Here is a 15034-nt window from a genome sequence, read left to right as displayed (position 1 = left end):
ATCGGACGGGCGATGCGACGCCAAGCGATGATCGACGGGGTGGTCATTCCGGGGCGGCGCGAAGCGCCGAACCCGGAATCCAGCCCAGAACGCTGCGTTCGGGGGTGGGTGCCGGGCTCGCGCCGACATCCGCCGTCTGGATCGAAGCTGATCAGATCAACCCGGTAGACCCTCATGACCATCCTGATCAGGCCCGGTGCGGTGACGTTGTCGGAGTGGCGGGCCGTCTATCGCGGCGCCGCGATCGCGCTCGATCCGGCGACGCGGCCGGCGATCGCCGCCGGGGCCGCCGCGGTCGGGCGCATCCTCGCCAAAGGCGAGCCCGTCTACGGCATCAACACCGGCTTCGGGAAGCTCGCCAGCGTGCGCATCGGCGACGCCGATCTCGAGACGCTCCAGCGCAACATCGTGCTCAGCCACGCGGCCGGCGTCGGCGACGCGATGGCGCCGCCGGTCGCCCGGCTGATGATGGTCTTGAAGCTCGCGAGCCTGGCGCAGGGGGCCTCGGGCGTGCGCCTCGAGACGATCGATCTCCTCGCCGCCCTGGTGGCGAACGATCTGATCCCAGTGGTGCCGGCGCAGGGTTCGGTCGGCGCCTCGGGCGATCTCGCGCCGCTCGCCCACATGACGGCGGCGATGATCGGGGTCGGCGACATTCTCGTCCGCGGCACCCGCGTGCCCGCCGCCGAGGCCCTGTCGGGCGCCGGGCTGGCGCCGCTGACGCTCGCGGCCAAGGAGGGGCTGGCGCTCCTCAACGGCACCCAGTTCTCCACCGCCCAGGCGCTCGCCGGCCTGTTCGAGGCGGAGCGGCTGTTCCACTCGGCGCTCGTCACCGGGGCGCTCGCGACCGACGCGGCGCGCGGCTCCGACACGCCGTTCGATCCGCGCATCCACGCGCTGCGCGGCCATCGCGGCCAGATCGAGACCGCGGCGGCGCTGCGCGCCCTGATGGAGGGCAGCGCCATCCGGGCCTCGCACCTGCGCGACGATCCGCGCGTGCAGGATCCCTATTGCCTGCGCTGCCAGCCGCAGGTGATGGGCGCCGTGCTCGATCTCCTGCGCCAGGGCGCCGCGACGCTCGCCACCGAGGCCAACGGCGTCACCGACAACCCGCTGATCTTCGCCGACACCGGCGAGGCGCTCTCGGGCGGCAACTTCCACGCCGAGCCGGTCGCCTTCGCGGCCGACCAGATCGCGCTCGCCGTGTGCGAGATCGGCGCGCTCGCCGAGCGCCGCATCGCCATGCTGGTCGATCCGGCGCTCTCCGGCCTGCCGGCGTTCCTCACGCCGAAGCCGGGCCTCAACTCCGGCTTCATGATCCCGCAGGTGACGGCGGCCGCGCTCGTTTCCGAGAACAAGCAGCGCGCCACCCCGGCGAGCGTCGACTCGATCCCCACCTCGGCCAACCAGGAAGATCACGTGTCGATGGCGGCGCACGGCGCGCGCCGCCTCCTCGGCATGGTCGAGAACGCCATGAACGTCATCGCGATCGAGCTTCTGGCCGCGGCGCAGGCCTGCGACTTTCACGACCCCCTGCGATCGAGCCGGCCCTTGGAGGCCGTCCGCCGAGCGTTGCGCGAAAAAGTGCCGGCGCTCGACGACGACCGCCACCTGCATCCCGACATGACCGCCGCCGCCGATCTCGTCCGCACCGGCGCGATCGCCGCCACGGTCCTGCCCGTCGTGCTTCCGGGGCTGGAGTCCCAGTCGTAGGGTGGGCAAAGCCGCGCCGAAGGCGCGGTGTGCCCACGCGGTCCCAGCCGACCCGGCACGTGGGCACGCCGCTGTCGCAGCTTTACCCACCCTACGCCTCGTGATCAGCGATCGTGATCAGATCAGATCATCACGCGGGTGTCGTGCGTGATGACAACCGCTGCTCCCCCCACCCCCGGCGCGCGTTGCGCGCCAAAGCCCTCCCCGCCACTCGCTTCGCGAGCGGGGGGAGGGGAGCCGCGGCGCCGTGCTCAAAAGAGATCGCCGCAGCGCCTCGACTCCCCTCCCCCCATTTGCGCCAGCAAATGGCGGGGAGGGGTCGGGGGTGGGGGGCGCCACACGACGAGCGCCCGCCGTCCTCACCGTCCCGCCGCGGTCGCCGGGGTGAAGCGGGCGACGAGCGTCTGGCGGTCGCCGGGGTACCAGATGCGCACCGCCGTGATCGGGGCGCCGCCCCGCCAGGTGCGCCGCGCGATGACGAGGCACGCGGTGCCGACCGGCACGTCGAGCCGCGCCGCGATCCGCGCGTCGGCGGGCGCCGCCGTGATCTCGTGCTCGGCCTCGTGCCACGGCACATGGGCGAGCAGCCACGTCCCCGGCAGTTCCGTCGAGAAGTCGGCCGACGCCGCCTCGGGCACGCTGTCGAGCGCGATCAGCCGGTCCTCGAGCGCATAGGCGCGCCCGTCGGCGACATGGCGGCACAGCAGCGCCAGCACGGGTGCGCCGGCCGGAACCGCGATGCGGGCGCGGTCGTCGCGCGTCGCCTTGCGCCGCGTGCAGCCGATCAGCTCGTACTGGTACGCCTCCCCGCGCGACAGAACCTCCGCCTTCACGTCGGGAATGCGCAGCACCGCCGACTGGCCGACCGGCCGCCGCACGAAGCTGCCGGCGCGGCGGCGCCGTTCGATCAGCCCGGCCTCGACCAGACCGGACAGCACCTTGTTGACGGTCATGCGGGCGCAGCCGTACTGCGCCATCAATTCGTGCTCGAACGGAATGCGGTGGCCGGGGCTCCAGGCGCCGGAAAGGATCCGCTCCTCGAGATCGGCGCGGATGCGCTGGTGCAGCGAGCGGTCGGCCCCGCCCGCCGCGCTCGCGCCCGCATCCCCGACGCCGTCGTCGTCACGCGCCATCGCCACGCCCGGTGATGCTGAAGCGACCATTGCGCGACCAGTGCGGGGCTCGAATCCGAATAGCGGGCACCCCTATTCGGGTCGTACCCCCCTCCCCACCCCTCCCCCACAAGGGGGGAGGGAGAGAACTGCGGCAAGACGCCGGACGATCGACATGCTCGATGTTCCGACACTCGAGCCCGCGGTTCCAGCGTTCCCTCCCCCCTTGTGGGGGAGGGTGTCGCGCGAAGCGCGACGGGAGGGGGGTGGCCGCGAGCACGCGAGACTCAGAACCCATCACGACAGATCAGCACGCGCACAGCACCGGGACGGTGAGCTCGCGCAGGGTCGGCTTCGGGCGGCCGCGGTCGAACAGCGACAGGCCGACGCTGCCGGTGAGCCCGAGCGTCATCAGGTCGGCGCCGTGGTCGGAGGCGAAGTTGAGGAGCACGTCCATCATGGTCTCGTCCTCGAGCGCGAACGGCTCGAACTGCGCCGTGACGCCGTGGCTCTTCAGGAGCGACACGGCGCGCTCGGCGAACTCGCTGCGCAGGTTGCGCTCGTAGGCATAGAGCAGCAGCGCCTCGGCGTCCGGGCTGGTCAGGGCGAGGCCGTCGGCGAGGGCGCGTGCCGCGCCCGCCGTCTCGCTCCAGGCGAACATCGGCCGCCGTCCGACATCGGGGAAGTGGCCCGCATAAGGAACCACCAGCACGGGCCGGCCGCTCGCCGAGCAGACATGGGTGGCGAGCTCGGCGGGCGCGAGGCGTCGCCCCGCGTCCTCGTGCTGGCCCAGCACGGTGAGGTCGGAATAGCAGGCGAGCTGGCCGAGACGGTGCATGATCTCGTCCTCGCCGCCGCGATTGAGATCGACCCATTCGGCGTCGGCGAGGCTGCCGGCGATCCTGGAGAACGCATCGCGGCTCTCCGCGGCGGCGGTCGCATAGGCGGCCGGCGGCCACTCGGCGACGACGCCGACGCGATGCGCCTCGGCGAGCTGGCCGAACACGCCGGTCAGCCGCGCCTGGTTGCGCGCGGCGATGCGCACGGCGAGCGCCAGGCGCTCGGCGGTGCGAGGACCGCCGTCGAGATGGACGAGAATGTTCTTCAGGACCATGTCGTTCCTCCGTGGGCGATGCAGGTCGTCGCCGCGTTGTGTTTCTGGTTCGGTCGTTGTCGGTGTGGATGTCGTGGCGGCCGCGACCGCAGGCGTGGCGATGGCGGGCACCATGACGGCCGGCGCCGCGACGGCAGCTCCCGCGACGACATCCGATGGCGCCGCGCCCGGCGCGATCGGCGCCGCGGGCGCATCGGGTGCCGCGCCGGCGGTGGCGAGCCTTGCCGCCTTCAGGGCGGCGAGCCGCTTGGCGTCCTGATGGCGGCCGACGCCGAGATGCCAGGCCAAGGTGGCGGCGAGGGCGCCGCCGAAGACGACCATCTCGAACAGGACCGGGTGCTGCATGCCTTCCCCCCGCGGCCGACGCAGCCGCCGGTCACAGGATCGCGCGCCGGCGGTCCGGCTGCAACCGCTCCGGACGTCGCGCGGCGGCCGTGGCGAGGCGCTCAGGCGGCGCTCGGCACCGGCGTCACGGCCGGCGTCGGCGCGGCGGCCGACGCCGAGCCGACGCCGCCGAACCGGCGCTCGCGCGCCGCGTACCAGGCGACCGCGTCGGCGAGGTCGCCGGCCGAGAAGTCGGGCCACAGGCAGGGCACGAACAACAGCTCGGCATAGGCGCATTCCCACAGCAGGAAGTCGGACAGCCGCTGCTCGCCGCCGGTGCGGATCAGAAGGTCGACGTCGGGCGCCGGCTCGGCCGCGTGGTCGCCGCCGGACAGGAGGCGGGCGAACACCTCGCGGGTGAGCTGCGGCAGCGCGGCGGCGCGGCGCGCCGCGTCGAGGATGGCGTCGCGGGCCGAGTAGTCGAGCGCGACGCGCAGATGCAGCTTGGTCCCCTGCGCGGTCGCTTGCTCGGCCGCGGCGATCTCGGCGGCGAGCCCGGCCGGCAGCCGGTCGCGCCGGCCCAGCATGGTGACGCGGGCGCCGGCCTCGGCGAGCCGGCCGGTCTCGGCCCGCACGAAGCGGCGCAGCAGCGCCATCAGGGCGGCCACCTCGGCGGTGGGACGGCGCCAGTTGTCGGACGAGAAGGCGTAGAGGGTCAGCGTCTCGATGCCGAGGCGCGGCGCCGCCTCGACGACCCGCCGCACCGTCTCGACGCCGGCCTGATGGCCGGCCGGCCGCGGCAGGCCGCGGGCCGTCGCCCAGCGGCCGTTGCCGTCCATCACGATGGCGACGTGGCGCGGCGGATTGTTCGGAGCGTCGCTCTGCATCGCAAAGGTCTTGGGCATGGGGCTCTCGGGTCGGGCGTTCGGAGTCGGAAGGCGGGGTGTCGGATGGTGGAATCGGCGCGGTCGATCCGGCCCGTCAGGCCGGCGCCGGATCGTCGGCGAGGCCGCTGCGGGCGGAGGCGACCGGGCGGCCGGCAGCCGCGGCGGCGTCGCGCACCACCTGCTCGAGCACGCCCAGATACTCGACGAAGCGGCGGCGGCCGTCCTCGGTGATGCGGCAGACGGTCTGCGGCCGATTGTGGTCGTAGCCCTTGAGGATCTCGACCAGCCCGGCCTCGGCCAGCACCTGGAGATGGCGCGACAGGTTGCCGTCGGTCAGCCCGCACAGGCGCTTGAGGTCGGCGAAGGCGAGGCCGCGCGGATGCCCGATCAGCGAGGTGAGAACCCCGAGCCGCGCCTTCTCGTGCATCACCCGGTCGAGCCCCTCGTAGGCGAAGCGGCCGGCGACGGCGCCGCGCCGGGTCGGGTCAGAACCCGCCATGACGACCTCCGAGCGCACGATGCAGGATGGCGGCGAACAGGAGCTGGCCGATGCCGAACGGCAGGCCCATCGCCCACGGCGACAGCGAGCGGTCGCCGGCCGCGACGGCGAGCACGACCAGGCCGCAGGCCAGGTACCAGGCCCCGGCCACCGCCATCGCCTGCGGCAACGCCCGGCTCGCCGCGAAGATGCCGAGGCCGAAGACCAGCTGCCACAGGCCGGGCAGCATCCACACCGCGTCCGGTGCGACATTGAGGATCACCACCGGCAGCAGCGCGCCGACCGCCGCGGCGGGGACGAACTGCGCGGCGGCGGCGTGGATCATCTCGTCGGCGAGATGCGAATGGAGGCGGCGCGAGCGCGTCGTCGCCTCGGCGACGACCAGCGCGATGCCGAGCACGGCGGTGAGCACCCAGATCGCCAGCCAGTTGGTGACGTCGACCGGGTCGGGCATGAAGGCGGCCTGGGCGGCCGCGGCGGCGCCGGCCATCAGCCCGGTCAGCGCCACGGTCGCCGGACCCCAGCCGCGGAACTCGCTGCCGCGGGCGAGCTGCGCCTTGATGGCGTCGATGTCGGCGAGCGCCTTCTCCAGGTCGGTCTCGAGCTCGGCCATCGCCCCTCCCGCGGCTTTGCGTCGCAAAGTATACGCCGATGCAAACCCAGCGCAACTAACTTTGACCACCGATATGACCGCCCTGATGTAGAATAAGGATTGACTCTGGCGTGAAGGATTCTAAATCGGCGTCACGATGGGCTCGCGTGCGGAGCCCCGCTTTCACAAGTTGTTTCATGTGATCCCGTGCCCCTTCCGGGGGCGCGCGAACAGTGTCACCGGATCCCGATCCGGACGAGGTCTTGGGAGACCGCGCGATGCGAACCATCCCGTCGGCGCCGCTGCGCCGCGCCGCCTCCGATTTCGCCTTCGACGCCATGCTGCATCCGGCCCATGCCTTCGTGCATCCGGAGGCCGTGGTCGAGGACCCGGATCTGAGCCTCGCCGAGAAGCGGGCCATCCTGATCGCCTGGGCGTCCGATGCCGCCGAGGCGCCCGAGGGCGCCGGGCCGGTGCGACCCGTGCCGGTCGAGGAGATCGTCGAGGCGCTGCGCGGGCTCGACCGCGCCGCCCAGTTCACGGCCGAGGACGGCGAGCGCTGCCGTTTCGCGCTGCGCCAGCGCTGGCGCCGCACCCTGCTGCGTGGCCGCGGCCGCGGCCGCGACGACGCCCCGCGCGGCTGATCTCACCCTTCGACGATTTTCGTCGACGCATCGATGGTTCGAACGTCCCGGCGCGCCCCGCGTGTCGGGACGTTCGCTGTCGGAGACCGGCCGGCCCCCGTCGCCAGTCGGTCGACCCGCTCAGGCCGGGCGGCGGAGCGTGCGGGTAAAGCCCCAGGCCGCGAGGCCGGCGAGCGCCGTCGACATCACCACGTTCCAGCCGGCGAGCGACAGGCCGAGGAAGCGGAACAGGACCACGTCGCAGCGGATCACCGAGGTGGTCTGCATCTGCTGCAGGAGGCTGCCGGCAGTGCCGAACGCCTTGATCTCGCCCGAGCAGTCGCTCGGCCCCGGCCAGAAGCCCCACTCGACGCCGGCGTGATAGGCGCCGATCCCGGCCGCCGTCAGCATCGCCAGGGCGAGGAGGACGAAGCCGGCAGCGACGAGACCGCGCGGCGCCCGGCGTCGCGCCGCCATCGCCACGATCAGCGCGACCGGGACGGCGGCGTAATGCGGGATGCGCTGCTCGAGGCACAGCGGACAGGGCGGGATTCCGACGACGTGCTGGAACACCTGCGCGCCGAGCACGACCGCGGTCGAGGCGGCGGCGATCGTCAGCGCCGCGATCGCCGCGGGCGGCCAGCGCCGGGTGGAGGTCGCCGTGGCTCTTTCGGCGTCCGATGAAACGATCGCGTCGGTCTGGGCGCTCATGGCGAAGCTCGTTCGGGCCGTTCGGCGGTGTCCTGGGCCGCGCCCGAGCGGACCACGGCCGTCGCCCGGCAAAGCCGGACAGCGGCTTGTGTGCCGGCTTTTCGGCCAAGGCAAGGCAGCCGCGCGCCGACGCGCAAAGCCGGACCGGCTCGCGCGATGCGCGGTCCTGTCCTTTCAGCTCGTTGTGCCCGGCGCCTTGGCGCCCTGGCGTCCGGGGAAGCCGCAGACCGGCATGCCGCCGAGCGCCGCGAATCCGCCGGCCCCGAAGAACGGGTTGGCCGCCAGCAGCGGGTTCGCCGACAGGAACGGATTCGCGGCGAGGAACGGGTTGGCCGCCAGGAGCGGATTCATCGCCAGGAGCGGCGCCCAGGTCGACTGGACGGCCTGCATCCACAGAGCGAACGGGTTCGCGCCCTCCAGCGCCTGCCCGAACGCCTCGAACGACGGCGTCGCCTTGAGATTGATCGACAGGCGCTCGCCGCTGCCGTCCGGCAGGGTGCCGTGCACCACCTCGATCTCCAGGTTCGGAAGCTGCGCATGGGCGATAACGGTGCCCTCCGCGCCCGGCGCGATGATCTCGCCGTCCTGAACGGTGCGGGTCTGCTCGGCCACGACGGTCTCCCTCGGGTTGTGATCGCGACGAGCTAGCGGCGCCCGGTCGCAGCGGTCAAGCGGCTGGATCAATCGGCGCCGGTCACGTCGTGTCGCCGGCGCGCGGCGTCCGGACCCGACGGCCAGGCGAGGAGCGCGGGATCGCTGTCGGCGATCACCTCGCGGACGACCGTGGCGAACGCCTCGGCGAGGCGCGACGGCGGCCGGTGGCGCGGCAGCACCAGCCGCCCCTTCACGGCCACGGCGGGACGCAGCGGCCGCAGCACCAGGTCGCGGCTCGCCTCCCCCATCAGCCCGAGGCCGTCGAGCAGCGCGATGCCGGCGCCGGCCCGCACCATGGCGCAGGCGACGGTCGATTGCGTCACCTCGATCGCGACGGAGAGCGGCACGTCCGCCTCGGCGAACACCCGCATGGCGAGGAGGCCGAGCGGCAGGCCGCGGCCGAGGCAGATCAGCGGCTCACCCACGAGATCGGCGGGCGTCACGGCGGGCTGTTGCGCCAGCGGATGGCCGGCCGGCATCACGGCCCCGAAGGCGGTGGCGCACAGGTCCGACACCGACACGCCCGGCACCGTGATGGTGTCGATGATGAAGCCGAGATCGGCGCGGTGGTCGGCGACCCGGGTGGCGACCTCGAGCGCCCGGGTCGCCTCCAGGGTGACGACGGCGTCGGGGCGGGCCGCCCGGAAGCGCGCCACCGCCGGGGCGAGCAGCGTGTTGGCGAAGCCCGCGGTCGCGGCAATCGCCAGCACGCCGGCGGTGCCGATCTTCAGGTCGGCGGCCCGGCGCTGCACCACGTCGAGCGCCGCGAAGGCCGCGACCGTGTCGGGAAACAGCGCCTGCGCCTCGGAGGTCGCGATGAGCCGCTTGCGGTGGCGCAGGAACAGCGGAAAGCCGAGCCGCAGCTCGGCCTGCTGCAGCATCCGGCTCACCGCCGGCTGCGAGATGTGCAGCGCCTCGGCGGCCGCCGTGATGCTGCCGAGCTCCATGATGCGACGGAAGACGTCCAGCTCCCGGAGCGACAACATCATAACCTCGGAGCATGAATGCTGCACCAATCGGCATTTGGATCACATGAAGCCGGGGACCACAATGATGTTCGGGGCCCGTCGGGCGAAGTCCATTCCCCGCCGACATCCGCGTCGGGCGGACCCGCCCGAGCCGCCTTTTTCGGGCTGTTCTTTCGATGACGGGTCGCGCATGACCGGACCGACCATCGCGGCCGTCGACGCCTTCGCGTTGAGGATCCCGTTCGACCACTGGGCGCCGCCGCCGCAATTCGCCGGGCGGCCGCGCACCACCCTCGACACCGTGCTGATCCGGGTGACGACCGACGGCGGGCTGGTCGGCTGGGGCGAAGCCTATGGCAGCTTCTGGTCGGCCGTGACGGCCGCGGTCGGGGAATGGGTGGCGCCGCTGGCGCTCGGCCAGCGCGTCGACGATCTCGGTCTGCCGGAGCGGATCGAGCGGACGCTGCACAATCTCGGCCGCACCGGGCCGACCGTGCACGCGATCTCCGGCCTCGACATCGCGCTGTGGGATCTGCGCGGCAAGCGCGCCGGCGTGCCGGTGGCGGAACTGCTCGGCGGCCGCCGACGCGACCGCGTGCCGGTCTACGCCTCGCTGCTGCAATACTACGGCGACGCCGACCGGCTGCGCTTCGCCGTCGACCGGGCGCTCGGCGCCGGCTTCTCGCAGATCAAGCTGCACGAGCGCACCGTCGCGGCGGTCGCGGCGGCGCGCGCCGCCGCCGGCCCCGACGTGCCGATCATGGTCGACACCAACTGCGCCTGGCGTCCCGACGAGGCGGCCGAACCGGTCGCCGCCATGGCGCAGTCGAACATTCTCTGGATCGAGGAGCCGATCTGGCCGCCGGAGGACTTCTCGGCGCTCGCCGCCCTGCGCCACGCGACCGGCGTGCCGACCGCGATCGGCGAGAACGCCGGCAACGCGCTCGACTTCGCCAAGATGCGCGCCGCGGCCTGCGTCGATTACGTCCAGCCGAGCGCGATAAAAATCGGGGGGCTGACGCCGCTGTGGCGCATCTGCACGGAGGCCGAGGACGCCGGCCTCACCTGCGTGCCGCATTCGCCGTTCTTCGGCCCTGGCTATCTCGCCACCATCCACGTGCTCGCCGCGAAGGCACGAGCGAGCGCGCTCGAACGCTTCTACTGCGACCTCGCCTGCGACCCGTGCGGACCGTTCGTGCCGATCGTGGACGGACACGTCGCCGTGCCGACGACGCCGGGCCTCGGCGGCGATCCGGACCTGGAGCTGATCACGAGATTTCTGGCGTGACGCGTCATGCGGTTTTGGAGTGACGAGTTTGGTCGGTCATTCCGGGACGCAGCGAAGCTGCGAACCCGGAATCCAGCGGCAAGCTCCGTGTGCTCGGCTGGATTCCGGGTTCGGCGCCGTGCGCCGCCCCGGAATGACCAACCGAGGTCATCAAGTCGGTGCCGTGTCACCGGCGTGAGCAACGAGACGAGAATCCTCCCGGGAGAGAGACATGACCCAGCCTACGCGACGCGACATCCTCACCGGTCTGACGGCCCTCACGACGGCGAGCATTCTCGGCGGCCCGGCGTATGCGCAAAACTATCCGCAGCGGCCGATCAAGATCGTGGTGCCATACGCGGCGGGCGGCGCCTCCGACATCGTGGCGCGCCTCGTCGCCGTGCCGATGGGCCAGGATCTCGGGCAGTCGCTCTATGTCGACAACCGCGGCGGCGGGGCGAGCCAGATCGGCACCCAGGCGATCGCCTCCTCGGCGCCGGACGGCTACGCGATCGGCGTCGTCGATAGTGCCTTCACGATCAATCCCGGACTGTTCGGCGCCAAGCTGCCCTACGACACGGTGCGCGACTTCACGCCGATCTCGCTGCTCGCCAAGACCTCGCTGGTGCTGGTCGTGCCGGCGAGCCTGCCGGTGTCGACCGTGAGGGAGCTGATCGCGCTCGGCAAGGCGAAGCCGGGCTCGCTCACCATGGCGACGGCCGGCATCGGCACCGCCGTGCATCTCGGCTGCGAGCAGTTCCGCCAGGAGGCCGGGCTCGACGTGGTGTCGGTGCCGTATCGCGGCGGCGGCCCGGCCATCATGGATCTGATCGCCGGCAAGGTGGACTTCAACTTCTCCACCATTCCGGCCGTGCTGGAGCAGATTCGCACCGGCAAGCTGAAGGCGCTCGGCGTCACGACGGGCCGGGTCGCGCAGCTGCCCGACGTGCCCAGCATGGCCGAGGCCGGCCTGCCCAAGGTCGACGCGGCGCCGGACTTCGGCCTCGTCGGCCCGGCCGGGCTGCCGCCCGACATCCTCGCCAAGCTCGCCAAGGCCGCCCAGGCCGCGGTGCGCGACGCGGCGACCCGCAGCCGCATGGAGGAGATCGGCTACCAGCCGATCGGCTCGACCCCGGCCGCGTACACCGCCCACATCGCGACCATGATCGACAAGTGGAAGCACATCATCGCGGTCGGCAACATCAAGCCGGAGTGAGCCGGCTCACGCCGCCCGTGTTCCCCGATGGTCGCCGCGGCGCTCCGGACCCTTGTAGCCCGGGTCGTCGCCTTCGCGACGGTCGAGCGGGCCGGTGCGGACGTTCACCAGGAAGCGGCGCACCTCGTCCTTGAGCTTGCCGCCCTCGGCGGCCAGCACGGTCGCCGAGTTGCGCACCTGCTCGGACGCCTGCTCGGTCGCGCCGGCACCGCGGCTCACCTCGCCGATGGTGCGGGCCACCTCGGCCGTGCCGGCGGAGGCCTGCTGGATGTTGCGCGCCACCTCGGCGGTCGCCGCGTGCTGCTCCTCGACGGCGGCCGCGATCGCCGCGGCGATCTCCGACATGTGCGCGATGGTGCCGCCGATCTCCTTGATGGCGACGACCGAGTCGTGCGTCGCCGCCTGGATGGCGGAAATCTGCGACCCGATCTCGCCGGTCGCCTTGCTGGTCTGGGTGGCGAGCGCCTTGACCTCCTGGGCGACCACGGCAAAACCCTTGCCGGCCTCGCCGGCGTGGCGTTGAGGGCGAGGAGATTGGTCTGCTCGGCGACCTCGCGGATCAGCTCGACGACGTCGCCGATGCGCGCCGCCGCGGCCGAGAGCGCGGCGATGCGCGCGTCGGTGCTCTCGGCCTGGCGCACGGCGGCGGCGGCGATGCGGGTCGAATCCTGCACCTGACGGCTGATCTCGTTGACCGATGCCGCCATCTCGGTGGTCGCGGTGGCGACGTTCTCGACATTCGCCGAGGCCTGCTCGGAGGCGGCCGCGACGGCGGTCGACAGATGCTGGGTGGTCTCGGCCGTGCGGGTGAGACTGCCGGAGGCGCCCTCGAGCTCGGTCGCCGCCTGCGACACGGTCTCGACGATCGCCCCGACCGCCGTCTCGAAGGCGTCGGCGATGCGGTGCACGGCGCTCTGGCGGTCGACGGCGGCGCGCTCGTCGGCGGCGCGCTGCTCGGCCTCCATCCGGGCGATGCGGTCGAGATTGTCCTTGAAAGCCTGGGCGGCGCGGGCGTTGTCGCCGACCTCGTCGCGCCGCATCACATAGGGGATCGTGACGGCGCGGTCGCCGTCGGCGAGCGCCTGCAGGATGGCGCCGACCCGGCGGATCGGCCGGCCGATGGCGAAGGCGCCGTACACGGCGGAGCCGATCAGCACGATCACCACGAAGCCGCCGGCCGCCGTGTTGATCAGCGTCGCGTCGGCGATGCTCTGCGCGGTCGCCTCCATCTCCTGCGCCGCAACGGCGTTCGCGCCGTCGATGACGCCGGTCAGCAGCGTGTCGATGCGGGCGACGATCGGCCCCAGCCGGTCCTTCAGCAATACGTCCTGCTCGGCGATGGTCGTGACGATCCGGGCCATGGTGTCGCTCAGGCCCGACAGCGTCTCGGCGAGCGGGCCGACCGCCTCGGTCAGCGCCGCGACGGGGCTCGCCCGGCGGGCGCGCTCGAACAGATCGGCCGCCTCGCGGGCCTGCGCGGCGACGCGCTCGCCCGGCGCCGCGGCGCGTTGCTCGTCGAAATCGAACGAGGCGATGCGCAGCGCGCCGACCGCTGCCGAGGCGGCGCGCAGGCGTGCCTCGAAGGCGCGGGCGTCGACGGCCTGCTCGGCGATCAGGTCGGCGGTGCGCTCGACGGCGGCGTCCCAGGCGCCGGCGAGGCGGCGCCGCTCGGCCCACAGGCCGACCAGGGCGCGCTGGCTCTCGACCAGCTCGGCCGCGCCGGTGAGATAGTCGGCGTAGAGCTCGCGGATCTTGTCGAGGGTGTCGGCGCCGCCCGCGTCCTTGCTGCGCTCGGCGAGCTGGTCGAGCAGGGCGAAGCCGTCGCCCGAGGAGCGTTCGAGCGCATGCAGGGCGGTGTCGACGGCCGCCTCGTCGCGGGCGAGCTGGGCGTCGCGCGTGTAGGTCTGCATGCGCTCGAAATGCAGGCCGATCCGGCCGGCCTCCTGGGCCGCCTTCTGGCGAGCGTCGGCGGCGCCGGTCATCTGCAGGGTCGAGCGGCCGCCGAGGCCGGTGTTGACGATCATCCCGAGCACCAGCAGCACGCCGACGGCGGCCGAGAGCGCGAGCTTGGTGCCGATGCGGCGGGGCGGCCTGATCATGGAGTCCCGAGACAGAAGGCGCGGTGGCAGGACGAGCCTTCACGCAGCCCGCCGATCTCCGGCGCGGAGAGACCGAAGGCGCCCGGCCGACGAGCCGAAGCGTGGCGGAAGGTTCACGGGCACGACCGCCGGCGCGAGACGGGGGGCAACCGCCGGCAGCATTTCCAATGAACGTCACGTTCCCCGATCCTCGGCACGGTCGCTTAAATTCGCGTTAAACCGCGGATTTGGAAGAAATATTCCCGAGTCGCACGTTCTGGCTATTTTTGCTAAATCTGTCCCGACCCGAGGCGCCTTGCCGCGATCGGGTCCGGTCCGGGCCGCCCCCGTGTTGCGACGCGAGACGCCGATCGAGACGCGATGGCCGGTCCGACCATTCGAAACGCCTCCGGCCGGCCGGCGCGACACGCCGCCTCGCGGCCGTGGAGCAGCCGCGGCGCGACCGGCCCGCGCGTGCCGGCGCCGATCGCAGCGCGGCCCCGCCCCCCCGGGCGTCCGGCGCCGCTGTGGCCGACGGTCGCCGCCCCGCTGACCTTCCTGGCCGTCGCCGTGGCGGTCGCCGGGGTGATGACCGTGTGGATGAGCAGCCGCGCCCCGTCACCGCCCAAACCCTCGCCGCCGGCCGAGCCGGAGCTGAGCGCCGCCGAGGCCGTCAAGCTGCGCTTCGTGCCGGAGCTGCTCGCCCTCGCCGTTCCCGATGCCCCCGGCGCCGACTTCGCCGAGCGCTTCGGCGGAGGTGCGGGTGCGTCGGGTCTCGGGGCGGCCCCGGGCGGCCCGGTCTCGGCCTATGCGGCGTTGCCCGCGACCCCGGCGGCGCCCGAGCCCGGCCGCGCCCGCCCCTCCAACGCCCTCCTCAACGACGCCCAGATCGCCTCCATCAAGACGCGGCTGAAGCTGACGGCCGAGCAGGAGCGGCTGTGGGGCCCGGTCGAGACGGCGCTGCGCGGCGTCGTCTGGCGGCGCAGCGCCGACCGCCGCGGCACGGCGCCCGCGGTGCTCGAGACGCAGAGCCTCGAGCGGCTGAGGACCGCCGCCACGCCCTTCGTGGGGACGCTGCGCGAGGACCAGAAGCGCGAGATCCGCTCGCTCTCCCACGTGATGGGTCTCGGCGAGCTCGTCGACAAGCTGTGAGGCCGGCCTCGTTCCTCCCTCTCGCCGGGAGAGAAGCGAGCCGTCGCAGTGGTAGGCGGCGCCCCTCTTCCGTTCCGCTGCTGCGCACCCTACATCTGCGACCATCGTCAACAACCGAAAGGAG

The 15034-nt window shown here is 72.9% G+C and carries 14 protein-coding genes; 5 read left to right on the top strand and 9 right to left on the bottom strand.

The features are described from left to right. The first annotated feature begins 174 nt into the window (after positions 1-174). Entirely contained in the window at positions 175-1713 is a 1539-nt protein-coding gene (hutH, locus tag ABTU92_RS02055; RefSeq protein WP_408087176.1) for a histidine ammonia-lyase, read from the top strand. A gap of 359 nt (positions 1714-2072) precedes the next feature. On the opposite strand, the gene hutC is transcribed toward hutH, so the two are convergent. From hutC to ABTU92_RS02030, 5 genes are all read right to left on the bottom strand, one after another. Next, a complete protein-coding gene (gene hutC / locus ABTU92_RS02050) occupies positions 2073-2846 on the bottom strand; it encodes a histidine utilization repressor (protein ID WP_408087174.1) in 774 nt (257 codons plus the stop codon). 286 nt (positions 2847-3132) lie between these two features. After that, entirely contained in the window at positions 3133-4284 is a 1152-nt protein-coding gene (locus ABTU92_RS02045; protein WP_408087172.1) for a hypothetical protein, read from the bottom strand. Between the two features lie 101 nt (positions 4285-4385). Further along, positions 4386-5150: a di-trans,poly-cis-decaprenylcistransferase gene (locus tag ABTU92_RS02040; RefSeq protein WP_408087180.1), complete on the bottom strand. Its 765-nt coding sequence runs from the start codon at positions 5148-5150 to the stop codon at positions 4386-4388. A 94-nt stretch (positions 5151-5244) separates the two neighbouring features. Continuing rightward, a complete protein-coding gene (locus ABTU92_RS02035) occupies positions 5245-5649 on the bottom strand; it encodes a transcriptional regulator (RefSeq protein ID WP_408087170.1) in 405 nt (134 codons plus the stop codon). After that, a complete protein-coding gene (locus ABTU92_RS02030) occupies positions 5636-6262 on the bottom strand; it encodes a hypothetical protein (protein ID WP_408087168.1) in 627 nt (208 codons plus the stop codon). Before ABTU92_RS02030 ends, ABTU92_RS02035 begins: the two co-directional genes overlap by 14 nt. 257 nt (positions 6263-6519) lie before the next feature. On the opposite strand from ABTU92_RS02030, the gene ABTU92_RS02025 reads away from it, so the two are divergent. After that, positions 6520-6885: a hypothetical protein gene (locus ABTU92_RS02025; protein WP_201160154.1), complete on the top strand. Its 366-nt coding sequence runs from the start codon at positions 6520-6522 to the stop codon at positions 6883-6885. 120 nt (positions 6886-7005) lie between these two features. On the opposite strand, the gene ABTU92_RS02020 is transcribed toward ABTU92_RS02025, so the two are convergent. From ABTU92_RS02020 to ABTU92_RS02010, 3 genes are all read right to left on the bottom strand, one after another. After that, positions 7006-7575 carry a disulfide bond formation protein B gene (locus tag ABTU92_RS02020; protein ID WP_408087166.1) on the bottom strand — a complete coding sequence of 190 codons (570 nt, stop codon included), beginning with the start codon at positions 7573-7575 and terminating at the stop codon, positions 7006-7008. A 174-nt stretch (positions 7576-7749) separates the two neighbouring features. After that, positions 7750-8187: a hypothetical protein gene (locus tag ABTU92_RS02015; RefSeq protein WP_408087164.1), complete on the bottom strand. Its 438-nt coding sequence runs from the start codon at positions 8185-8187 to the stop codon at positions 7750-7752. A 68-nt stretch (positions 8188-8255) separates the two neighbouring features. Further along, positions 8256-9215, bottom strand: coding sequence for a LysR substrate-binding domain-containing protein (locus ABTU92_RS02010; protein ID WP_408087162.1), 960 nt, complete (start codon positions 9213-9215; stop codon positions 8256-8258). Between the two features lie 172 nt (positions 9216-9387). Here ABTU92_RS02010 and ABTU92_RS02005 point away from each other — a divergent pair, with 172 nt between their 5' ends. Both ABTU92_RS02005 and ABTU92_RS02000 read left to right on the top strand, forming a co-directional pair. Continuing rightward, on the top strand, positions 9388-10485 hold the full coding sequence (locus tag ABTU92_RS02005; RefSeq protein WP_408087160.1) for a mandelate racemase/muconate lactonizing enzyme family protein: 1098 nt from the start codon (positions 9388-9390) through the stop codon (positions 10483-10485). Positions 10486-10696: 211 nt separating this feature from the next. Continuing rightward, positions 10697-11680: a Bug family tripartite tricarboxylate transporter substrate binding protein gene (locus ABTU92_RS02000; protein ID WP_408087158.1), complete on the top strand. Its 984-nt coding sequence runs from the start codon at positions 10697-10699 to the stop codon at positions 11678-11680. Between the two features lie 6 nt (positions 11681-11686). Here ABTU92_RS02000 and ABTU92_RS01995 read toward each other — a convergent pair whose 3' ends face one another. Next, on the bottom strand, positions 11687-12166 hold the full coding sequence (locus ABTU92_RS01995; protein WP_408087156.1) for a hypothetical protein: 480 nt from the start codon (positions 12164-12166) through the stop codon (positions 11687-11689). Between the two features lie 1973 nt (positions 12167-14139). Here ABTU92_RS01995 and ABTU92_RS01990 point away from each other — a divergent pair. Further along, positions 14140-14910, top strand: coding sequence for a hypothetical protein (locus ABTU92_RS01990; protein WP_408087154.1), 771 nt, complete (start codon positions 14140-14142; stop codon positions 14908-14910). Positions 14911-15034: the final 124 nt, after the last annotated feature.

Origin of the sequence: Rhodoplanes sp. SY1 (genome assembly GCF_046000175.1) — a bacterium.
GTDB lineage: Bacteria > Pseudomonadota > Alphaproteobacteria > Rhizobiales > Xanthobacteraceae > Rhodoplanes.
Note: the sequence above shows the minus strand (reverse complement) of the source record. Positions and strands in the feature narration are given on the sequence as shown.